We start from the raw sequence: 22,110 nt of genomic DNA, 5'->3' as shown, positions 1-22,110 counted from the left end.
CACAGGAGCAACGATGGGTATCACGTCCGTGGCCGGCGTTCCGGTCCAACCCCGGCACCGCGCCACCTGCCACTGCGGTACGGTCGAACTGCTGCTGGACCTGCCCGACGGCATCGTCGACCCGCGCCGCTGTGACTGCTCCATGTGCCGCCGCCGTGGCGCCATCGCCGCCAGCGTCACCCGCGCGGGCCTGCAGGTGGTGCGCGGGCAGGACCACCTGCAGCTGTACCAGTTCAACACCCATGTGGCCGAGCACTATTTCTGTGGCGTGTGCGGCATCTACACCCATCACCGGCGCCGCTCCAACCCGGACCAGTACGGCTACAACGTGGCCTGCCTGGAGGGCATCGACCCGTTCGCGCTGGGTGTGATCCCGGTCAACGACGGGGTCAACCATCCCGCCGACCGCACCGCCTAGTGGCGTGTGCGCCGCGGCGGTGCGGCGATCTTCTGCCAGGGGGCCATGCAGCTGCGCCCGGCCCGCACCGGGCGCTTCAGCCAGGGCCGGCGGGGCGTCGCCTGCGGTTCGACGGCGACCGGGGGAGGGACAGGTCTGCGGCCGGGCCAGAGATGATCGAGCAGCCACATGGCAGATCTCCGCGGGGGACGGGGACGGCCTACGCTAGCGACACCTGGGCAAAGGACGGGTGATGGTGCTGCGGCAGCCAGATGACAGCCGCGCCCCCTCAGTCCTGCAGCCGTGACCGGCCCAGGCGGCGCACCAGCACGAAGAACAGCGGCACCAGCACCACCGCCAGCACCGTGCCGGACACCATGCCGCCGATCACGCTCATGCCGATTTCACGGCGACTGACTGCACCCGCACCGGTCGCCAGCGCCAACGGAATCACGCCGGCCACAAAGGCCAGCGACGTCATCACGATCGGCCGCAGGCGCAGGCGTGCGCCCTGCAGCGCAGCCTCCACCGCGGAGCTGCCTGCACGATAACGGGCCTCGGCGAACTCCACGATCAGGATCGCATTCTTCGCCGACAGGCCGATGGTGGTCAGCAGACCCACCTGGAAGTAGATGTCGTTGACGAAGCCTGCCGCCGTGGTCGCCAGCACGGTACCGATTACGCCCAAGGGAATCACCAGCACCACCGCCACCGGCACCGTCCAGCTTTCATAGAGCGCAGCCAGGCACAGGAAGATGAAAGCAATCGAGGCAAGGTAGAGCCAGATCGTCTGGTTGCTGGCCAGCCGCTCCTGGTAGGACAGGCCACTCCACTGCAGGTCGAATCCCGGCTGGTCCGCAACCAGCGCCTGCATGCGCTGCATCGCTTCACCCGAACTGCGTCCTTCCGCGGCGCTGCCCTGGATCTGCATCGCCGGCAGACCGTTGAAGCGCTGCTGCAGCTGCGGCCCACGTGCCCAGTGGCTGCTGGCGAAGCTGGCGAACGACGCCATCTGGCCGTTGCCACCGCGCACATACCACTGGCCGATGTCGTCGGGCACGCTGCGGTACGGCTGGTCGCCCTGCATGTAGACACGCTTGACCCGGCCGCGATCGAGGAAATCGTTGATGTAGCTGCCGCCCCAGGCCGCGGACAGGGTGGAATTGATGTCAGCCTGGGACAGCCCCAGCGCGCTGGCCTGGGCATGGTCGATGTCCAGCCGCAGTTCGGCCTTGTCGCCCAGGCCATTCAGGCGCACCGAGGTGAGCCCATCGTCTTCGCCGGCCGCACGCACCACCTGTTCCTGCGCCGCCTGCAGGGCCACGCGCCCGGCGGCGCTGGTGTCCTGCAACCACAGTTCGAAGCCGCTGGACTGGCCCAGTCCACGCACCGCCGGCGGTGCCAGTACATTGACCTTGGCATCCGGCAAGCTGCGGAAGTAGGCATTGGCACGCGTGATGATCGCCGCAGCGGTGTTGTCGCCGGTACGCTCATCCCAGGGTTTCAGTGCGAGGAAGCCCTGTCCGGCGTTCTGGCCGGTGCCGGCATTGTTGCGGCCGACCACCACGAACACCACGTCCAGGTTCTGCTTCTCGTGCTCCATGAAGTAGCGGCTGATCTGCTCGCCCAGCGCTTCGGTGCGCGCCATCGGGGTGCCCTCCGGCGTGGAGAACTGGAAGGTCACCTGGCCCTGATCTTCCACGGGCAGGAAGCCGGTGGGCATGCGCGCGTACAGCGCAATCATGGCGACCACCAGCAGCAGGTAGAACGCCATCCAGCGCCGCGGCCGGGCGACCACGCCACCGAGCTTTCCCTGATAGGCCAACTGGCTGCGCTCGACACCGCGGTTGAACGCCCTGAAGAAGCGGCCCTGCGGTTTCTGCGCCGAAGAGGGCTTGAGCAGGGTCGCGCACAGCGCCGGGGTCAGCGTCAGTGCGACCAGCGCCGACAGCGCCATCGCCGAAGCAATGGTGATCGAGAACTGGCGGTAGATGATGCCGGTGGAACCACCGAACAGGGCCATCGGCAGGAACACCGCGCCCAGCACCACGGTGATGCCGATCAGCGCGCCGGTGATCTCGCCCATCGATTTTTCGGTGGCCTCGCGTGGCGGCAGGTGCTCGTCGTGGATGATGCGCTCGACGTTCTCCACCACCACGATGGCATCGTCGACCAGCAGGCCGATCGCCAGCACCATCGCAAACAGGGTGAGCGTGTTGATCGTGAATCCGGCGACCGCCAGCACGCCGAACGTGCCCAGCAGTACCACCGGCACCGTGATCGCGGGGATCAACGTGGCACGCAGGTTCTGCAGGAACAGGAACATCACCACGACCACCAGCACGATGGCCTCGATGAGGGTATGGATGACACCTTCGATCGAGACCCGCACGAACGGCGTGCTATCGCGGGGATAGGCGACCTGCAGCCCGGGCGGGAACGTTGGTCGCAGGCGTTCGATCTCCTCACGGACCGCATCCGCGGTGGCCAGCGCATTGGCCCCGGAAGCCAGCGTGACCGAGAAACCCGCCGCCGGATAGCCATTGAGATAGCTGCTGGTCTGATAGTTCTCGGCACCGATCTCCACCCGTGCCACGTCGCCCAGGTGTACGGCGGCGCCGCTGGGAAGCGTGCGCAGGATGATCGCGCGGAACTGTTCGGGCGTCTGCAGGCGCGACTGTGCGGTGACGGTGGCATTCAGGCTCTGCGTTGCGCTGGATGGCAACGCCCCCAGCTCACCGGCGGTGACCTGGGTGTTCTGGGCCTGGATGGCCGTGCGCACGTCGGCCGGCATCAGGTCGTAGGCGCGCAGCTTGTGCGGGTCCAGCCACACGCGCATCGCATAGGCCGAGCCGAACACATTGATCTCGCCGACACCCGGGATGCGGCTGATCGGATCCTGCACGTTGCTGACCAGGAAATCGGAAACGTCCACCCGTTCCATGCGCCGGCTGGTGTCGTACAGCGAGACCACCATCAGCGAGTCGCCCTGCGACTTCGCCACGGTCACGCCCTGCTGCTGCACTTCCTGCGGCAGTCGGTTGATGGCCTGGTTGACGCTGTTCTGCACCTGGACCTGGGCGATATCCGGATTGGCGCTCTGGTCGAACGTGACCGTGATCCGCGCCTGCCCCGATGACGAACTGGTGGAGGAGAAGTACAGCAGGTGATCGATGCCCTTGATCTGCTGTTCGATCACCTGGGTAACGCTGTCTTCCACCGTCTGCGCCGAGGCGCCGGTGTAATTGGCGGTGATGTTGACCTGCGGCGGTGCGATATCCGGGTACTGTTCGACGGGCAGCTGGCTGACGGCGATCGCGCCGAAGGCCATGATGCAGATCGCCAGCACCCAGGCGAATACCGGGCGATGGATGAAGAAGCGCGGCAACATGGCTCAGCCCTTCCCGGCGGCTGCCGGCGCGACTGCCGCCGCGGGCTTCACCTGCACCGCCATGCCATCGGAGAGCCCCTGTGCGCCGGCCACGACCACCCGTTCGCCGGCCACGATGCCATCCAGCACCAGCCACTGGTCGCCAATCGCCCGTGCGGTACGGAACAGGCGCAGCTTCGCCTTGCCGCCCTCATCCACCACCCACACCTGCGCCTCGCCCTTCGGGCTGCGGTCCACCGCAGACTGCGGCACCAGCAGCGCCTGCCGCTGCGTGCCCTGCCCCACCTGCGCCCGCACATACATTCCCGGCAGCAGCTGCCCGGCGGGATTGGGAAACCGTGCACGCAGGGTGATGCTGCCGGTTTCCTGCTGCACGTCGATATCGGCAAATTCCAGGGTGCCGGGCAACGGATACTCACTGCCATCGGACAGGCGCAGCCGCACTGCAGCGGTGGTGGCCTGCACGCCTCCGTCGGCGATCGCACGGCGCAAAGCCAGGTACTCGTTGCTGGACTGGGTGATGTCCACGTTCATCGGGTCGACCTGCTGGATCCGCGCCAGCGGATTGGCCTGGCCCGAGGTGACCAGCGCACCCGGTGTGAACAGCGCACGACCGATGCGACCGGCAATCGGCGCGGTAACCGTGGCGAAACCAAGCCGCGTGCGCGCGGTATCCAGGCTCGCCTGTGCCGCCTGCACCGCGGCTGCGGCCTGCTGCCCACTGGCGATGGCGTCATCCACGTCCTGGCGCGCGGCCAGCTGCTCGCCACCCAGCGCCTGCATCCGCTGCGCGCGCAGGCGTGCGGTGACCGCCGCCGCTTCGGCGGTTTTCAGGTTGGCCTGGGCCTGGTTCACTGCCGCCTGGTACAGGGCCGGCTCGATCTGGAACAAGGGCTGCCCGGCATGCACGGATTCGCCCTCTTCGAACAGGCGCTTGACCAGCACGCCATCCACCTGCGGGCGCACATCCGACTCCTGCGATGCGATGGTCCGGCCAGGCAGCTCCTGTTCCATCGCCAACGGCTTCTCCTGCAGGGTCAGCACTTCCACCTCATGAAGCCTGCCGGCCGGCTTGGGCGCCTCCTTGCCGCAGGCCGACAGCAGGCTGAGCAGAACGAGTGCAAACAGCGCCGGCCGGCGCATCCTCAGTGGCCGGGCGGGGCGTGGCAACGGGGTGTGCAGGAGGTTCATCGGTGGCCGGGATTCCACGCGCCGGGGGGAGACGCTCGGCGCCGAATATAGAAGACCCGTACGTGGATTCCGGCGAATCGCGCATGAAACATTTTTCATTTGCAGTCACCGCGCGCGGTTGCGAGGATGGCAGCCATCCAACCTGCACACTGGCCCATGCCGCGCGTACTCACCATCGAGGACGACCTTGTCACCGCGGAGGAAATCGCAACCGAGCTGCGCAGCCATGGCTTCGAGGTCGACGTTGCCGTTGATGGCACTGCCGGCCTCGCATTGGCGCGTGCGGGCGACTACGCGGTGATCACCCTGGACCGCATGCTGCCCGGTATCGATGGCCTGGCGCTGGTCACTGCCCTGCGGCGCGAAGGTATCGTCACGCCCGTACTGATGATCAGCGCGCTGTCGGACGTGGACGAGCGCGTGCGAGGCCTGCGTGCAGGCGGTGACGATTACCTGACCAAGCCGTTCGCCTCGGATGAGATGGCGGCCCGCGTGGAGGTATTGATCCGTCGCCAGAGCCAGGCCGGCCCTGCAGACAATGTCCTGCGCGCCGGCGACCTCGAACTGGATCTGATGACCCGTTCGGCCCGGCGTGGCGGGCAGGAGATCAGCCTGCTGCCGACGGAGTTCAAGCTGCTCGAATTCCTGGTCCGCAATGCCGGCCAGGTGGTCACCCGCAGCATGTTGTTCCAGGAAGTCTGGGGCTATCACTTCGACCCCGGCACCAACCTCATCGACGTCCACATCGGCCGTGTTCGCAAACGCATCGAGCAGCCGGGCCGCCCGCAACCCATCACCACCGTACGTGGAACCGGTTATGTCTTCGATGCGCAACCCTGACCAATGGCGCTCGTCCAGCAGCCGCTTGCTCGGGTTGTACTGCATCCTGTTCGTCGCCTGGTCGAGCCTGCTGCTGGGCGTGATGTACTGGCGCATCTCGGACTACCTCAATGACCTGACCGAATCCGGGCTGCAGCAGCGTGCCCATCTGTTCATGGCGTTCGACGGCCAGGCACTGGACGATGCATTGCGCGACAGCCAGCGCTTCGACCTGCACCAGGTGTACACCTACGGGTTGTTCGACCGCCGCGGTTCACCCATGGGCGGCACGCTGATCGCCATTCCCGAGGGACTGCCACTGGATGGCCGCTCGCATCCGGTGCAGGGATGGACGCTGGCCGGCGGCCGGCACGACAGTGGTGGCAACGCGCTGGGCATTGCGACCCGGGATGGGCGGACGCTGGTGTTCGTCCGCCAGAACGGCAAGCTCACTGCGGTCAACAGCATCATCCTCGATGCGCTGTTGTGGGGGGTATCGCTGACCGTCATTCCTGGCCTGGTGGGCTGGCATCTGCTGCGCCGGCGCCCGCTGAAGCGGATCCAGCAGATCGAAGCCGCCACCAACCGCATCGTGGCCGGTGACCTCGGTCAACGCCTGCCGGTATCCAACCGTCGCGACGAGATCGATCGGCTGTCGAGCATCGTCAATGCCATGCTGGAACGCATCGAACAGCTGATGACCGAGGTCAAAGGCGTGTGCGACAGCATCGCCCACGATCTGCGGACCCCGCTCACCCGACTGCGGGCGCACCTGTACCGCATGCGCGTCGGCCTGGACGAGCAGGATCCGCATGCCGACCCGCTGGACAAGGCATTGGCGGAAACGGACATGCTGATGGCGCGCTTCACCGCGCTGCTGCGGGTGTCCGAACTGGAGAGCCACCAGCGACGTTCGGCCTTCGACGAGGTCGACGTTGCCGAGCTGCTGCAGGAACTGCACCAGTTCTACCTGCCTCTGGCCGAAGAGAAGCAGCAGTTGCTGGAGCTGCAGGTGGACCCACAGGTTGGCCTGCTGCGTGGCGACCGTGAACTGTTGTTCGAAGCGGTGGCAAACCTGCTGTCCAACGCCCTGCAGTTCACCCCTGCGCACGGGCGCATCCTGCTGCGTGCAGTCGACGATCACGGCGCGCCGAGGATCGATGTGATCGACAACGGGCCCGGCATCCCGCCGCAGGACCGCACGCTGATCTACCAGCGCTTCTTCAGAGGCAGCAGCAGCGCCGGCCAGGGGCCGGGATTCGGCCTGGGCCTGTCGATCGTGGCCGCCATCGCCGGCCTGCACGGCTTCCGGCTGCGCGCAGGCAGCGCCCCGGGCGGTGGCGCCTGGCTGAGCATCCGCGGCGCCTCGGACGGCCTGCCCTGACATCCACCCCGGGCAACTCAATCGCATTTGGGAATCATTTGTATTTGCAGGCAGGCATCCGGATAATCCGCCGTCACCGCCCTTCCCGGATTCCTGACGATGCCCGCCCTGTCGCCGCACCGCCCGATGCTGTACGCGCTCGCCCTGCCCACCCTGCTGGCCTCGGCCATCGCCCAGGCCCAGGACGGCCCGGCGGCACGCACATTGGACAAAGTGACCGTGGTGGCCGAGCGGGCCAGCACCGCGACCAAGACCGACACCGCCCTGACCGAAACGCCGCAGGCGATCAGCGTGGTCACCCAGCAGCTGTTCACCGATCGCGGCGCGCACAACCTGCAGGAAGTGCTGCGCTACAGCGCCGGCGTCACTGCCGATGCCTGGGGCCTGGATACCCGCAACGACGCGACCTCGGTGCGCGGCCTGGACCCGGTGCAGTACCAGGATGGCCTGCGCCGCAGCTACGGATTCAGCCCCCTCGCCCGCCCGGAGATCTACGGCCTGGAACGCGTGGAAGTACTGCGCGGCCCGTCTTCGGTGCTGTACGGTGCCGGCGCCACCGGCGGCATCATCAATGCGATGAGCAAGCGCCCGACCTTCGGCGCCCTCGGTGGCGAGGTCGGCGTGCAGCTCGGCAGTTTCGACCGCAGGCAGCTGCAGGGGGACTTCAGCGGTGCGTTGAACGATGCCGGCACGGTTGCCGGACGCTTCGTCGGGCTGGTGCGTGAATCGAACATGCAGACCGATGTACTGAAGGACGACCGCGTCTATCTGGCGCCCTCGGTCAGCTGGCGCGGCGAACGCAGCACGCTCACCCTGCTGGCCAGTTACCAGCATGACAGGACCGGCTCCAGCCAGCAGTTCCTGCCGCTGGCCGCGACCCTGCTGGCCCCCCCCGGGCGCCGCCTGGATCCTTCCACCTTCATCGGTGACCCCGACTTCGACCGCATCGACTCGCGCGTCTACAGCCTGACCGCGCTGTTCGACCACCGCTTCAACGATGTGCTCAGCCTGCGCTCGGCCGTACGCTACATCGACGGCAGGACGACGCTGCAGCAGATGTACGTGGACAGCTACAGCAATCCGGCCGATCCGTTCATCGACGCTGCGCGCCGCGTGGTCAACCGCACCGCCTACGGCACCCGCCCCGACGTGCAGATCTTCAGCGCCGACAATGCGCTGCAGTTCGACTTCGCCACCGGTGCCTTCCAGCACCTGCTGCTGGCCGGCGTGGACTACAGCCAGTACAAGGAACAGCTGCAGCGGCTGGATGCCACCGGCACGCCCATCGATATCTACGCCCCGGTGTCGGTCGCGCCGATCGTGCGTGGCTGGGATCGTCAGCCGGACCAGACCTCCACCCAGCTGGGTGTCTATGTGCAGGACCAGATCCGCTGGGCCGACCGCGTCTCGCTGGTGCTGGGCGCGCGCCGCGACCATGCACGCTCCAAAACCGAAGGCCAACCCAGCCAGACCGACAACGCCACCACCTACCGCGCCGGCCTGATCGGCGACCTCGGCGCGGGCGTGTCGCCCTACCTGAGCTACAGCGAATCGTTCCTGCCGGTGGCCGGCCAGGACCTGTTCGGCCAGGCCTTCAAGCCGATGCGCGGCCGCCAGAGCGAGGCCGGCATCAAGTGGCAACCGGCACGCAACCTGCTGCTGACGATGGCGGCGTACCGCATCACCGAAACCAACCGGCAGACCAACGACCCGGACAACGTATTGAACGTGGTGCAGACCGGGCAGATCCGCTCCAAGGGCGTGGAACTGGAAGGGCAGTTCCAGTTCGCCAACGACCTGACGATCACCGCCGCCGTTGCGCGCAACGAGGCCGAGGTCAGCCGCAGCAACTTCGCGCTGGAAGTGGGCCAGCGCCTCAATGACACCCCGCAGGACCTGGCCTCGGCCTGGGTCTCGAAGGGCTTCCAGCTGGACGATGCCGCACGCCTGCGCCTGGGCTTGGGCGTGCGCCACGTCGGCAACACCGTATCGCTGGGCAATGGCGGACGCATCGTCACGCCCAGCTACACGCTGGCCGATGCCTTGGTGGAAGTGCAGGTGACCGACTGGACGATGGCATTGAACATCACCAACCTCACCGACAAGCGCTACTACGCCCCGTGCCGTACGTTTGGCGACTGCTTCGCCGGCTACCCGCGCGTGGTCACCGGCACCATCAGCTATCGGTTCTGAGCATTGCCAGCGCTGACCGATGGCCGCAGCAGCAGGTGCTGCCTGCACTGCCCACGCACGAAGGGCAGTTCTCGCTGCCATGGCCCGGTGGGCGCCATCCCAGTGCACGCCTGCGGGTGTTCATCGACTATGCCGTTGCCAACCTGTTCCGCGACGACGAGGCGTAGCGGATCCACAGAATCAGTTCGCACCCGCCGTCTGCAGGAAATTGCCCACCACCGGCAACGCCTGTTCCGGGCGCACGCAGAACTGCAGGGCGAAGCGAGCGGCTTCGCCCTCCAGCACGCGATAGGCGATTTCCTGCGGGCGGAAGCTGGCCATGCTGGCCGGGACGATCGCCACGCCGGCGTCCACCGCCACCAGCGACAACACCGCGTGCATGCCCTGCGCTTCCTGCACCACGCGCGGAGTGAAGCCCGACGCGGTGCACAGGCCCAGCACCTGCGCGTGGAAGCCGATGCCCTCGCCCGCCGGCCATGAAACGAACGGTTCGTCGGCCAGCATCGCCAGACTGACCTCCGGCGCGTCGGCCAGCGCATGAGCGCGCGGCAGCGCGATTGCCAGGCGGTCATGGTCGAAATCGTGCAGCACCAACTCGGCGGCGGGAATCGGCGGAATCAGCACGCCGACGTCGATGCGCTGCTCACGTAGCCACAGTTGCTGCTGGCGCGACGTGGCTTCCTGCAGGTGCAGCTGAACGTGCGGGTAGATCTGGCGGAAGCGGCGGATCAAGCCCGGCAGGCGACCATACAGCGCACTGCCCACATAGCCCACGCGCAGGCTGCCGGACTGCCCGGCGGCGGCTTCGCGCGTGCGCTGCAACGCCCGCTCGGCCTGCTGCAGCGTTGCCCGCGCCTCCACCAGCAGCGTCTGCCCGGCCACGGTCAGGCCCAGGGTACGGTTGCCGCGCACGATGAGTTCACTTCCGAGTTCGTCTTCCAGCCGTCGTATTGCCGCCGTCAACGGCGGCTGCGACATGTGCAGGCGGGCCGCGGCACGGTGGAAATGCAGCTCTTCGGCCACGGCCACGAACTGGCGAAGCAGGCGCAGGTCGATCATCTCGATGCAAGCAATGGGAACCCGCCTAGGGTACGCCCTCAGCTGCGCGCGTCCACGCTGGCGCGGGCAATGGCTGGCCATTGCAGCGCGACTGATTCGATGCTGTCGGCACTGACCGCACGCAGATCGCGCGGATACGCCACATGTTCGGCCTCCTGCAGTCGCAGTGCATGGAACTGCCCGTTGCTGGCGCGCAGCACCCATCCGCCGTCGCGGCAACGCGTGGATGCCAGATAGGCCACGCCCTGCGCGACTGCATCCGGATGCAGTTCGTCGGGCTCGCCGTCGATGCCCCACATGCGCGTCTTCGCCACCGGCGAAACCGCATTGACCACGATGCCATGCTCGGCACCTTCCAGCGCCAACACATTGACCAGGCCAAGCGCGGCGAGCTTGCCCATCGCATAGGCGGACAGTCCGCGCTGTGCGTACTGCGGATACAGCGCGCGATCGGAGGTGGTGATGACGATGCGGCCACCGCCCGCCGCGCGCATCGCGGGCCACGCCGCCTGTGCCAACCACAGCGGCGTCTTCGCCGCCAGGCACAGCATCTGCTCCAACGCCTCGTCCTCGATCGCTTCCAGCGTCTGGTACTCGACCCAGCCCGCGTTGTGGATCAGGAAGTCGATGCGGCCGTGCGCCTGCAGCAGTTCCTGCACCAGCGCATGGCAACCGGCGCGATGGTCGATGGGACCGCTTGCGGCCTGCACCGGCAACCCCTGCCGCTGCAGCGCTTCGACGCTGCGCAGGATGCGCTGTGGATCGGCGCCGCGTCCATCGGTACCCGCACCGACGTCGTGCATCACCACCTGCGCACCGCGCTCGGCCAGCAGGCGGCTGTAGGCCAGGCCCAACCCACCCGCGGCACCGGTCACCAGGCCGACCTGGCCCTCAAAGGAAATACGCGACATCGGCTTCATGCGCACAGCTTCAGCCAAGCTCACCGCCCCGGCCAATACCGTTCACCGCCCTCCACGATACGCGCACGCTATCGTCGAAAAAGGGGACGGAGGGGATTAAGTCGTTTCAGGCACAGTGTGGCCAGTTGCGACTTAATCCCCTCCGTCCCCTTTTTCGCTCAGCGGCTGAAGCGGCGCGCGCCGGCGACGCAGATCACCGCGACCACGGTCACCAGCACCATGCTGAGGCTGACCGATTCGTGCAGCAGCAGCGCGGCCAGGGCCAGGCCGAAGAAGGGCTGCAGCAGCTGCAGCTGGCCGACGGCGGCGATGCCGCCCTGGGCCAGCCCGCGATACCAGAACAGGAACCCGAGCAGCATGCTGAACACCGCCACGTAGCCCAGTGCCCACCATGCCGACGCACCGACCGCGGTGAACGAGGCCGGGCGCATCAGCACCGTCAGCGGCAGCATCACCGGCAAGGCCAGTAGCAGCGCCCAGCTGATCACCTGCCAACCGCCCAGATGACGGGCGAGCCGGCCACCTTCGGCATAGCCCAACCCGCACACCACGATCGCCGCCAGCATCAACAGATCGGCCTGCAACGAGGCTTCAATGCCGTTGCGCGCGGCATAGCCGACCACGCAGGCACTACCCAGCAATGAGAACAGCCAGAAGGCAGGACGCGGCCGCTCGCCGCCGCGCAGCACGCCGAACACCGCAGTGCTCAGCGGCAACAGGCCGAGGAACACGATGGTGTGCGCCGACGATGCGTGGCGCAGCGCGAGTGCGGTCAACAACGGAAAGCCGACCACCACCCCGAGGCTGACCACTACCAGCCCCGGCAGGTCACTGCGCCGCGGCCACGGCTGGCGCAGCAGCAGGAGCAGGCCAAGGCCGAGCACGGCGGCAATGGTGGCGCGTGCAGCAGTGACGAATCCGGCATCCAGCTGCAGCACCGCCAGGCGGGTGGCCGGCAAGGAGCCAGCGAAGATCACCACACCGATGAAGCCATTGATCCAACCACTCGCCGACCGTTCCACGCCTGTACTCCTGAAGGTGCCGGACGATGCCCGGCTGGACCTGTATGGAAGCATCCAGCGCGGGACGACCCCAGCTACAATCCAGTACAGTCGCAAGTAACTGTACTTCCCACACTTCCACTACGGTTCCGCCATGCCGCGTCCGCTTACCCGCATCGAATCGGTCATCCAGACCGTCCGCACCCGCATCAGTGCGCGGCTGGATGGCCCCGGCTCACGCCTGCCCTCGGTACGTGCACAGGCGGCGGCGATGGGGGTTTCGGTCTCGACCGTGGTCGAGGCCTACGAGCGCCTGGCGGCCGAAGGCCTGATCAGTGCGCGCGCAGGCTCGGGCTTCTACGTCAGTGGCCCGGCCACACCGCTGGCGCTGGCCGAGATGGAGCCGCGGCTGGACCGCGCGGTGGATCCGCTGTGGGTATCACGGCAATCGCTGGAGACGCCGGCGGGCCACCTCAAGCCAGGTTGCGGCTGGATGCCCAGTGACTGGCTGTATCACGATGGCGTGCGCCGCGGTCTGCGCCGGCTGGCGCGTGCCGATGCCATGCAGCTGGTCGACTACGCCGGCCCGCTCGGGTTGCCCGCATTGCGCCAGCTGCTGCAACGGCGCAGCGCGGCGCTGGGCATTGATGCACCGATGGAGCAGATCCTGCTGACCGAATCCGGTACGCACGCGGTCGACCTGCTCTGCCGTTTCCTGCTCAAACCCGGCGACTGCGTGCTGGTGGATGATCCGAGCTACTTCAACTACCACGCGCTGCTGAAGGCGCATCAGGTGCAGGCCATCGGCGTGCCGTACACGCACAGCGGCCCGGACCTGGAGGCGTTTGCACAGGCACTGCAAGCGCATTCGCCGCGGCTGTACATCACCAACTCCGGCCTGCACAACCCGACCGGCGCGGTGCTATCCGCGAGCACCGCACACCGCCTGCTGGGCCTGGCCGAACGCAGCGAACTGATCATCGTCGAGGATGACATCTTCGCCGACTTTGAACTGCAGCCGGCACCGCGGCTGGCCGCGCTCGATGGACTGTCACGGGTGATCCATGTCGGCAGCTTCTCCAAGACGCTGTCGGCGGCGTCGCGTTGCGGTTACATCGCCACGCGCCACGACTGGATTGAAGCGCTGACCGATCTGAAGCTGGCGACCAGCTTCGGCGGTGGCCATCTGGCCGCACAGTTGATGCACATCGCGCTGACCGACAGCGGTTACCGCCGCCACATGCAGTCGATACGTTCGCACCTGGCCGATGCGCGCCGGCACACGCTGCGGAAACTGCAGACGCTGGGCATCACGCCTTGGCTGCAGCCGGAAGCCGGTCTGTTCCTGTGGTGCCAGCTGCCCGATGGTCGCGACGCCGCCGCACTGGCGCGGCAATGCCTCCGCGAAGGCATCGTGCTGGCACCGGGCAACGCATTCAGTCAGTCGCAGCGCGCGACCGACTATGTGCGTTTCAACGTTTCGCAGTGCCAGGACCCGAGGATCTGGCAGGTACTGGCGCGCGCGCTGCGTTGAGCTGGTAATGCGCGACCAGCGCATCCACCACCACGCGCACGCCCGGCAACTGGCCGCGACGATGCGGCAGCAGCACGCTGGTGGTGACTTCGCCGGCATGCCACGCTGGCAGGACCTGCTGCAGGCGGCCGGCAGCGATTGACGCCGCACACAGGCTGTGTGGCAGCACGGTGATGCCAAGACCCGCTTCGGCCGCCGCGACCAGCAGATGCGATTCATTGCCGACCAGCGCCACCTGCGGCTCCACCTGCACAGTGCGGGCGTCGGCGCTGTGCAGCGTCCAGCGCGTTGCATGGCGCGCGGTCAGCAGGCCGGCATGCGCGCGCAGCTGCTCGGGCGTATCCACTGCCGGCGCGGCTGCCAGATAGCCAGGGGACGCCACCAGCACGATACGCTCGCTACCGAGCATGCGTTGCACCAACCCGGAATCGGGTAGCGGACCGAAGTGGCTGCGCAGGGCGATGTCGATGCCTTCCTGCACCAGGTCGATGAAACGATCACTCACTTCAACTTCGATGCGCAGCCGTGGATAGCGGCGGGCCAACGCGGGCAGGCACGCGGCGAGCTCACCCTGCACCACCGGAATCGAAGCGCTGATGCGCACGGTGCCGCTGGGCTCGGCCTGACGGCCACGGACGATGGTTTCTGCCGCTTCCACTTCCGACAGCGCCGCACGTGCGCGTTCGAAGAACTCCTGGCCGACCTCGGTGAGCGCGAAGCGACGCGAACTGCGTTGCAGCAGCCGCACCTGGAGCTGTTCTTCCAGCAGCGCCACGCGCTTGCTCAGGGTCGAGCGCGGCAGGCCCAGATGGCGCCCGCCTGCAGCGAAGCCGCCCTGCTCCACCGCGGTCACGAACAGGGCCAGATCGTTGAGGTTGAGCATGGACAACGTCCACAGATGTGGACTTCAGGATGCCATTCGAACGGCTTCCGGGGCAATGTCCACGCAGGCACGCTTTCTTCACCCGCCGCATCGCGGCTTGAACCGGAAACCTGCCATGACCCCGATCCTCTTCTACGGCGTGCCCTCGGGCTGCTCGTTCGGCTCCATCGTCGCCCTGGAATGGCTGCGCCAGCCCTATCACCTGTGCCGCATCGACATGCCCGGCCAGGTGCAGGGCGAAGACTACCGCCGCCTCAATCCGCTGGGCGAAACCCCGACCCTGCGAACCGCGCAGGGCGAGCTGCTCAGCGAGAGCCTGGCCATCCTCAACCACCTGGCCGCGAAGGGCATCGCGCAGGGGCTGGGCTTCGCACAGGGCACGTCCGGCTTCGATCGCCTCAACCACCGGCTGGCCTATCTCAACACCAGCTTCTTCGGTGCCTACGCCCCGCTCTGGCATGCGCTGGAACACGCCGGGGGTGATGACGGCGAGGCGCTGCGTGCCTATGGCACCACCAAGGTGCGCCACGCACACCAGGCGCTGGAGCAGATGATCGGCACAGGCCCGTGGCTGCTGGGCGAACAGCGCAGCTTCGCCGATGCGTACTTCGCCGGCATCGCGCGCTGGAACGACTATCACCAGGTGGTCGATCGTCGCGAGTTTCCCAGGGTGCAGCAGCTGTTCGAGCGCCTGCAGGACGACGCCGGCGTGCAGTTCGCCCACGCCATCGAAGCGCAGCAGCCGGCAGCCAGCAGCGGCGGCTTCCTCGGCGAGGTGCGGCTGGAAGACGTGCTTGAGGCAGCAGCGGCCTGAGCCCTGTCCTGCCCGTGCGGCAGCGGCGCGCAATGCCTCTTGCGCGCCGCGCTACAGTGGTATGTCCCCCGTCGCAGGAATCCGCGCATGTCCTCGTTCTCCGATCCGCAGGCGGTGGCCCGCTATGCCGAAGGTCCACTGCGCCAGGTGCCGGGCTTTGTCGCCCTGCAGCAGATGAGCCGCCTGCTGCTGGCCGAACGTGTTCCCGCACAGGGCCGCGTGTTGGTACTCGGTGCCGGCGGCGGGCTGGAGCTGAAGGCCTTCGCCGAGGCGCAGCCGGGCTGGCAGCTGCTGGGCGTGGACCCGGCCGCGCCCATGCTGGCCCTGGCCGAGCAGACACTGGGGCCGCTGATGCCGCGCGTGCAGCTGCTGGAGGGCTACATCGACGATGCGCCCGATCTGCGCTTCGATGGGGCCAGCTGCCTGCTGACCCTGCACTTCCTCGATGCCACGCAGCGCCTGCACACGCTGCGCGAGCTGCACCGGCGCCTGCAACCCGGCGCGCCGCTGGTGGTGGCCCACCACAGCGTGCCGCAGGATCCGGCCGGCAAGCTGCGTTGGTTGCAGCGCTACGCAGCGTTCGCCGAAGCCTCGGGCGTTGCCCACGCCGATGCACAGCGCGCGATCGACGCCATTGCCGAGCGGCTGCCGCTGCTGGCCCCCGAACAGGAAGTGGCGCTGCTGCAGGAGGCCGGATTCGACGGCGTGGAGCTGTTCTATGCAGGCTTCAGCTTCAAGGGCTGGGTGGCGTACGCCGGGTGATGCCTACGGCACCACCGTGATGCCGATGCGCTGCATCAACAGCGCCACCTGCTGCACGTCCAGCGTGGCGCCGCGCAGGTTGGTGCTGCGCAGGTCCAGCTCACCCAGCTCCGAGTTGGTCAGGTCGCAGTCGGTGAAGTTGGCGCTGTTCCAGTCGATGCCCTCGAACTGGCCGCCCGACAGGTCCGAGCCGGCGAAGCTGGCGCCGCTCACGTTCGCACCGTCCCAGCGGTTTTCCCACAGTTCGCATTTCTCCAGCGTTACCCGCGAGAAATTGGCATAGCGCAGGTTCGACTTCTTGATGAACGCACTGCAGAACCAGCTGCGCGTGGTGATCTGGTTCATGAAGCTGGCGTTGCTGAAATCCGCGCCCTGCGCACGGCACTCGCTGATCTCCAGGCCCAGCGCCTTGATGAAACTGAAGTGGCACATGCTGATGTCGCAGCTGCGGAAACTGGCTTCCTTCAGCGTGGCGCCGTTGAAGCGGCAGCCGGTGCGGCTGTCGGCATCGTAGAAACTGCAGTTGATGAACTCGGTGCCGGTCAGGTCCGCGCCGGAGAAATCGCACTCGTGGAACTGCTGGTCGACCACTTTCTGGCCGGTGTACTGGTCCGCGCCGATGCGCAGCTTGCGGTGAACGGTGGGGGACATCGGGGATTCCATGCCAAATGCCCCGCCATGATGCCGGTCCGCGAGGGCGATCCATAGACCCCGGGGCGGGCGGGTTCACCGGCAGTCCAGCCGCCCTGTGCCCACTTCCACCAAATGCACGTTGTTGCACATTTATGCACGAACATGCAGACTTGCGTCATGAGCTCCGATCCCAGCCCCCTCCCCGCCCAGCGCACCCGGCAGATCCTCGAGGAACTGCGCCAGCAGGGCCGCGTGGTCGCCGCCGAACTGGCGCGCCGCTATGCCGTTTCCGAAGATTCAATCCGCCGCGACCTTCGCGAACTCGCCGCCCAGGGACTGTGCCAGCGCGTCTACGGCGGCGCTGTATTGCCGCCACCGAAGGAACGCCCGCTGCGCGAGCGCCTGACCCGCGACCGCGGCGACAAGGCCGAACTGGCCGCCCGCGTCTGCGCACTGCTGCAGCCCGGCCAGGTGGCGCTGCTTGATGCGGGCTCGACCAACCTGGCCATTGCCCAGCAGCTACCCGCCGCCCTCGGGCTGACGGTGATCACCAACGCCCCGCAGATCGCCGTCGCCGCCAGCCTGCATGAAGGTACTTCCGTACAGCTGATCGGCGGCCGCCTGGCCAGCGGGGGGGGCGCGGTCGGCGCCGAAGCATTGGCCCAGGTCCAGCGCCTGCGTGCTGACGTGTACCTGCCCGGCCCCTGCGCGGTGGACGGCGACACTGGCGTGTGGGCGATGGATGCCGAAGAAGCCACGCTCAAGCGCGCGATGGTGGCCTGCAGCAGCCGCATCATCGTCGCCGCCACCACGGAAAAGCTCGGTGCCCGCGGCCACTGGCAGATCGCCAGCCTGGACGAGATCGACGATCTGGTGCTCACCACATCGGCACCGCCCGCACTGGCGGCGCGCTTCCACGCCGCCGGCATCGCGGTACACCCCACTCCGCCCTGAGCGCATCTCCAATGTCCCTCGCCAACCGCGCGCGTGCAGAACAGCACGCGACCCGCGCTGCATTCTTCATTCCCGGCTTCGCCACCGCGCTGTGGGCCACGCTGGTGCCGTTCGCCAAGGCACGCACCGACATCAACGACGCCACATTGGGCCTGGTGCTGCTCTGCCTCGGAGCGGGTTCGCTGCTGGCCATGCCCTTGTCCGGCGTGCTGGCCGCGCGCCTGGGCTGCCGCCGGGTGATGGTGGCCAGCAGCCTGCTGATCTGCCTGACCGTTCCCGGCCTGGCATTGGCCAGCTCGGCGTGGGCGCTGGGCCTGGTGTTGTTCGTGTTCGGTGCCGCCGTGGGTGCGATGGACTGCACGATGAACGTACAGGCGGTGATCGTCGAGCGCGAGGCGCGTCGCGTGATGATGTCCGGCTTCCACGCCTTCTTCAGCATCGGCGGCTTCCTCGGCGCGGCCAGCATGACCGTGCTGATGTCCGCGCAGCTGCCACCGCTGGCATCGGTACTGATCGGCGTTGCCGCCATGCTGCTGGTGATGCTGCTGTCGGCGTCCTACTGGCACAGCGAGCGCATGCCCCATGACACCCCGATGCTGGCCATGCCGCATGGCATCGTGCTGTTCATCGGCGTGCTCGCGTTCGTCGCCTTCCTGGGTGAAGGCGCGATGCTGGACTGGAGCGCGGTGTTCCTCAGCGATGTGCGCCGTGTCGATGCCAGCCTGGCAGGCATCGGCTATGTGACCTTCACCCTGACCATGACCGTCGCCCGCCTGTTCGGCGATGCACTGGTCTCACGCATGGGACGCCAGCGCGCGATCGTATTCGGTGCATTGCTCGCTGCCAGCGGCGTGCTGGTGCTGACCCTGGTCACGCCGTGGCAGATGTCGTTGGCCGGATACGTGCTGGTCGGCCTCGGCTGCGCCAACATCGCGCCGGCGCTGTTCTCGCTGGCCGGCCATCAGAACCGCATGCCCGGTGCACTGGCGATCACGGCCGTCTCTACGCTGGGCTTTGCCGGCATCCTCGCCGGCCCGGCACTGATCGGCTTCGCCGCCAACCACTTCGGTCTGATCGCTGCGTTCATCGGCGTGGCCATAGCCTTGCTGCTGGTGGCGGTCTCCACCCGTTGGCTGCGGGTGTGACGCCTGTACGGAACCGCGCGCCCGAAGGCACGCGGTTCCAGAGCATGACATCAGCCCTGGCTCTCCTCAGTAGGAGGAGAACTGCCAGCGCTGGTTGTCGCCACCATGGCACATCCACATGTGCACCTTGGAGCCATTGGTGTTGCCCAGGCCAGGATCATCCAGGCACATGTTGGTCTGCGGATTGCGGATCTCGCCGACGAGGCGCCACGACTGGTGCGCACCGCCGTTGCAGGTCCACATGCGGATCGCATTGCCGTCATGGCTTGCGCCGTCGGCTGCCTCCAGGCACTTCCCACCCAGCCCACGGATCGACCCATCCGAACCCAGTTCGAAGCGCTGCTGCGGTACACCCGTACAATCCCACAGCTGTACGCGGGTGCCATCTGCCGTGTTGGCGCCTTCCACATCCAGGCACTTGCCGCCGACACCGACGATCGAGCCGTTGGCCGGATTGAACTCCCACTTCTGGTTGGCGGTCTGCGCGTTGCTGTAAAGCTGGATCTTGGTGCCGTTGGCGCTGGAGGCGCCGGTCGCGTCAAGCACCTTGTTGGCCACGCCTACGATGGAGGTATTGGTGAACTTCCACGACTGGTTCCAGTCACCGTGCGCGTCATACAGCTGGATGCGGCTTCCATTGCCGGTGCCGTAACCCACGATATCGAGCACGCGGTTGCTGGGCACGCCGGTGATGGTCGAAGTGTTGGGCTTCACCGTCCACAGCTGCTGCGGGGTACCAGGTGTGCAATCCCACACCTGGATGGCGGTTCCCGGACCGGTGTTGGCACCCTCGGCATCGAGGCACTTGTTGCCCGCACCGCGGATCTCACCAAAGGTCGGAATGTTGCGCAGGTTGATCGGCGCCGACACCGAGCCCCGTGAGAACTGGCCATCGCCGCTGAAGGCGGCGGTGATCGACGCGGTGGTGAAACCGGCGGGCACGGTGTAGTTGATCGCAACCTTGGCTTGACGGCCATAGGCAAATTGGTGCGTGCAGATCCGGACATCACGGAAAGCAGCCCAGCACCCCTTGTTCAGATCAGAAACCGTTCCCAGAAAGGGAGTGTTGGAGGTATTGACCTGGACCTTGCCCACCGGCTGGCCGTTGACCTTGAATTCAACGAAACCACCGATCTGGTCATTTCCGGGAATGTGGTAGAGCCCCAAGGCCTGGGAATCGACCTGTGCGGAAAGCTGGATCACCTGCCCGGGTGCGGGCAGCGCATTGGATACTGAAGCCGTGGTGGTGGTCGGGAAGTTGTACAGGCGCGGGAGGGAATCGGCCTTTGCACCTGCAGATACCGCTGCAATTCCAATTGCGAGAACACCCATTGAAACGTAGTTCATCCTTGCTCCATTTACGCTGTGTGGAAATCCTATCCAGGGACGACCTTTGAAACGCTGCAAACATGGCGTCCCTGCACTCCCCCTGGCCATCGACAGCAACATCGACTGCACGCCGCGGCCTTCTTGGCCAGGAACTCCCGATAGTCTCACAGCCTACGCGCTTGTGGCAGGACGCTACCGCCGCCTTGGCCGCAACTTCATCCGCAAACGGCGGTAGCCAATCACCACGGCCGTCGCGCACAACGCCGCACCCGCAACGCTCAACAGCAGCAGAACAGCCAACCGGGTGCTGTCGAAGCGCAGCATCGCCGGCAGGTCCCAGCTGTGCAGGAAGTAGAACAGCCAGCGCCCGACACGCTCGCGATGTCCCATCGTCAGCAGCGGATCGCCGGTGGCCAGGTCGAGATAGACACGCGTCGCCTCGGCATCACCGAAGTCCGCCACCGCCACCGGGAAGCGGCGTACGGCTGCACCGTTCATCGCTTCGGGTGCGCGCGGATAGAAGTACGCGTCCGGCCCCTGCTGGACCGCGAACGCCTGCATCGGCGCATCGGACATGGCGCGCGCCTTCTGCCGCAGCCAGCCCGCAGGCAGTTGCCGCAGGACCCGCAGCTCTCCATCTGCACTGGACACGATGCGGGTATCGCCCCGTCCATCCAGCAACACTGCGAACAGTTCGCCGCCGATGCGCCGCCACTGGATCTCCACCGGCCTGAAGTTCCGGGCACCCGCCGCCGCCAGCAGCACTGCAGGTTCACCCAGCATTCCATCCACGGCTGCCACACCGCCACGATAGCGCTCGCTGTCGATCGCCTCGCGCGTGCTGCTGAAGACGCCCAATGGATTCATCGACATCAGGCCGCTGAAGATCCAGGTGAACACCAATGCCGCTGCCACCAACCCGATCAGGTGGTGCCAGCGCATCCACGGCTCGACATACGGCGTCTTCGCGCCAGTGCGGTAGTGCCCACGGAAGCGCCAGCGCCACACACCCACCACGATGCCGCTGATTGCCGCCACCGTGCACAGCGCTGAGAGCACGATCACCACCCACGTCCACACCGGATCGACCGATTGCATGCGCAGGAAGTAAAGCCAGTGCAGCCACGCGCCCACGTAGTTCCAGCGCTGCTGCACGCGCGGTGCGTCCAGAACCACTTCGCCGGTGTGCGAGGACACATACACATCCCCCGGCTGCGCACCGCCCACTTCAACCCGGTACAGCGGCCGATGCGCATCCAGCGCACGCGAATGGGTCCAGCGGTCCTCATCCACGCGCATCGCACCAACGAAGGCCTGCCCACCGGCGAACTGCGCGGCCGACGCCTCGGCGCGCTGCGTGGAAACCGGCAGCAGCGCCTTGCCGGTCCGTAGCGACCACGCACCGACGTTGCTGCCGCTGCGCACCACATACGCCGCTTCACCACCTACCGTGGTCAGGGCCACGGCTTCCGGCTCGGCCTGTACAGCGTCCGGCAGCGCCGACAGTCCTCGCCAATCCCTTGCATCACCCAGCACCGGCAATGCCGCCAGCCGTTCGCCAGGCGTCAACTTCGGGTAGCCGATGAACAGCATCACCATGCCGCTGACGAACCACAGCAGCATCAACAGGCATCCACCGATGCCCAGCCAGCGGTGCGCCAGATAGGTCCAGCGCTTGGCAGTGGATCGCAACGACATGGC

General features: G+C 67.0%; 18 protein-coding genes and 1 pseudogene. 10 read left to right on the top strand and 9 right to left on the bottom strand.

Annotated elements, in window-relative coordinates; translation table 11 throughout:
- Nucleotides 1-13 precede the first annotated feature (13 nt).
- Nucleotides 14-418 (top strand): GFA family protein, encoded by a 405-nt coding sequence (locus ACZK4H_RS05110; protein WP_099553935.1) that lies wholly within the window; start codon nucleotides 14-16, stop codon nucleotides 416-418.
- A 268-nt stretch (nucleotides 419-686) separates the two neighbouring features.
- Here ACZK4H_RS05110 and ACZK4H_RS05105 read toward each other — a convergent pair whose 3' ends face one another.
- Both ACZK4H_RS05105 and ACZK4H_RS05100 read right to left on the bottom strand, forming a co-directional pair.
- Nucleotides 687-3,788, bottom strand: coding sequence for an efflux RND transporter permease subunit (locus tag ACZK4H_RS05105; protein ID WP_099553934.1), 3,102 nt, complete (start codon nucleotides 3,786-3,788; stop codon nucleotides 687-689).
- A 3-nt stretch (nucleotides 3,789-3,791) separates the two neighbouring features.
- The gene (locus ACZK4H_RS05100; protein WP_099553932.1) at nucleotides 3,792-4,979 is read right to left on the bottom strand and encodes an efflux RND transporter periplasmic adaptor subunit; all 1,188 of its coding nucleotides are present in this window, start codon (nucleotides 4,977-4,979) and stop codon (nucleotides 3,792-3,794) included.
- 156 nt (nucleotides 4,980-5,135) lie between these two features.
- On the opposite strand from ACZK4H_RS05100, the gene ACZK4H_RS05095 reads away from it, so the two are divergent.
- From ACZK4H_RS05095 to ACZK4H_RS05080, 4 genes and pseudogenes are all read left to right on the top strand, one after another.
- Nucleotides 5,136-5,819, top strand: coding sequence for a response regulator transcription factor (locus ACZK4H_RS05095; RefSeq protein WP_099553929.1), 684 nt, complete (start codon nucleotides 5,136-5,138; stop codon nucleotides 5,817-5,819).
- Complete coding sequence (locus ACZK4H_RS05090; protein WP_099553927.1) at nucleotides 5,806-7,182, top strand: sensor histidine kinase; 1,377 nt, start codon at nucleotides 5,806-5,808, stop codon at nucleotides 7,180-7,182. The genes ACZK4H_RS05095 and ACZK4H_RS05090 overlap by 14 nt, the downstream gene beginning before the upstream one ends.
- Nucleotides 7,183-7,281: 99 nt before the next feature.
- A complete protein-coding gene (locus ACZK4H_RS05085) occupies nucleotides 7,282-9,375 on the top strand; it encodes a TonB-dependent siderophore receptor (protein ID WP_099553925.1) in 2,094 nt (697 codons plus the stop codon).
- Nucleotides 9,376-9,542 (top strand): annotated as a pseudogene (locus ACZK4H_RS05080) (LysR family transcriptional regulator); the annotation flags it as partial.
- A 13-nt stretch (nucleotides 9,543-9,555) separates the two neighbouring features.
- Here ACZK4H_RS05080 and ACZK4H_RS05075 read toward each other — a convergent pair.
- The 3 genes from ACZK4H_RS05075 to ACZK4H_RS05065 all read right to left on the bottom strand — a co-directional run bounded on the left by ACZK4H_RS05075 (nucleotide 9,556) and on the right by ACZK4H_RS05065 (nucleotide 12,376).
- Nucleotides 9,556-10,434 (bottom strand): LysR family transcriptional regulator, encoded by an 879-nt coding sequence (locus tag ACZK4H_RS05075; protein WP_099553923.1) that lies wholly within the window; start codon nucleotides 10,432-10,434, stop codon nucleotides 9,556-9,558.
- 38 nt (nucleotides 10,435-10,472) lie between these two features.
- Nucleotides 10,473-11,354 carry an SDR family NAD(P)-dependent oxidoreductase gene (locus tag ACZK4H_RS05070; protein WP_099553921.1) on the bottom strand — a complete coding sequence of 294 codons (882 nt, stop codon included), beginning with the start codon at nucleotides 11,352-11,354 and terminating at the stop codon, nucleotides 10,473-10,475.
- Between the two features lie 158 nt (nucleotides 11,355-11,512).
- Nucleotides 11,513-12,376, bottom strand: coding sequence for a DMT family transporter (locus tag ACZK4H_RS05065; RefSeq protein ID WP_099553919.1), 864 nt, complete (start codon nucleotides 12,374-12,376; stop codon nucleotides 11,513-11,515).
- A 133-nt stretch (nucleotides 12,377-12,509) separates the two neighbouring features.
- On the opposite strand from ACZK4H_RS05065, the gene ACZK4H_RS05060 reads away from it, so the two are divergent.
- The gene (locus tag ACZK4H_RS05060; RefSeq protein ID WP_099553917.1) at nucleotides 12,510-13,889 is read left to right on the top strand and encodes an aminotransferase-like domain-containing protein; all 1,380 of its coding nucleotides are present in this window, start codon (nucleotides 12,510-12,512) and stop codon (nucleotides 13,887-13,889) included.
- Here the strand turns inward: ACZK4H_RS05060 and ACZK4H_RS05055 are convergent.
- Nucleotides 13,828-14,772 carry a LysR substrate-binding domain-containing protein gene (locus ACZK4H_RS05055; protein WP_099553915.1) on the bottom strand — a complete coding sequence of 315 codons (945 nt, stop codon included), beginning with the start codon at nucleotides 14,770-14,772 and terminating at the stop codon, nucleotides 13,828-13,830. The two genes, ACZK4H_RS05060 and ACZK4H_RS05055, sit on opposite strands and share 62 nt — an antisense overlap.
- Nucleotides 14,773-14,887: 115 nt before the next feature.
- Between ACZK4H_RS05055 and ACZK4H_RS05050 the strand changes: the two genes are divergently transcribed.
- Together ACZK4H_RS05050 and ACZK4H_RS05045 are read left to right on the top strand one after the other, a co-directional pair.
- The gene (locus ACZK4H_RS05050; protein WP_099553913.1) at nucleotides 14,888-15,586 is read left to right on the top strand and encodes a glutathione S-transferase family protein; all 699 of its coding nucleotides are present in this window, start codon (nucleotides 14,888-14,890) and stop codon (nucleotides 15,584-15,586) included.
- A gap of 87 nt (nucleotides 15,587-15,673) precedes the next feature.
- Nucleotides 15,674-16,348: a class I SAM-dependent methyltransferase gene (locus ACZK4H_RS05045; RefSeq protein ID WP_099553911.1), complete on the top strand. Its 675-nt coding sequence runs from the start codon at nucleotides 15,674-15,676 to the stop codon at nucleotides 16,346-16,348.
- Between the two features lie 3 nt (nucleotides 16,349-16,351).
- Here ACZK4H_RS05045 and smqnr read toward each other — a convergent pair whose 3' ends face one another.
- On the bottom strand, nucleotides 16,352-16,999 hold the full coding sequence (smqnr, locus tag ACZK4H_RS05040; protein WP_099553909.1) for a SmQnr family pentapeptide repeat protein: 648 nt from the start codon (nucleotides 16,997-16,999) through the stop codon (nucleotides 16,352-16,354).
- A gap of 159 nt (nucleotides 17,000-17,158) precedes the next feature.
- On the opposite strand from smqnr, the gene ACZK4H_RS05035 reads away from it, so the two are divergent.
- Nucleotides 17,159-17,935: a DeoR/GlpR family DNA-binding transcription regulator gene (locus ACZK4H_RS05035; protein ID WP_099553907.1), complete on the top strand. Its 777-nt coding sequence runs from the start codon at nucleotides 17,159-17,161 to the stop codon at nucleotides 17,933-17,935.
- A gap of 11 nt (nucleotides 17,936-17,946) precedes the next feature.
- The gene (locus tag ACZK4H_RS05030) at nucleotides 17,947-19,080 is read left to right on the top strand and encodes an MFS transporter (protein ID WP_099553905.1); all 1,134 of its coding nucleotides are present in this window, start codon (nucleotides 17,947-17,949) and stop codon (nucleotides 19,078-19,080) included.
- Between the two features lie 66 nt (nucleotides 19,081-19,146).
- On the opposite strand, the gene ACZK4H_RS05025 is transcribed toward ACZK4H_RS05030, so the two are convergent.
- Nucleotides 19,147-20,427 (bottom strand): RICIN domain-containing protein, encoded by a 1,281-nt coding sequence (locus ACZK4H_RS05025; RefSeq protein ID WP_099553902.1) that lies wholly within the window; start codon nucleotides 20,425-20,427, stop codon nucleotides 19,147-19,149.
- A 174-nt stretch (nucleotides 20,428-20,601) separates the two neighbouring features.
- Complete coding sequence (locus ACZK4H_RS05020; RefSeq protein ID WP_099553900.1) at nucleotides 20,602-22,107, bottom strand: PepSY domain-containing protein; 1,506 nt, start codon at nucleotides 22,105-22,107, stop codon at nucleotides 20,602-20,604.
- Nucleotides 22,108-22,110 lie beyond the last annotated feature (3 nt).

The organism is Stenotrophomonas sp. 78350_Sma, assembly GCF_056482105.1.
Note: the sequence above shows the minus strand (reverse complement) of the source record. Positions and strands in the feature narration are given on the sequence as shown.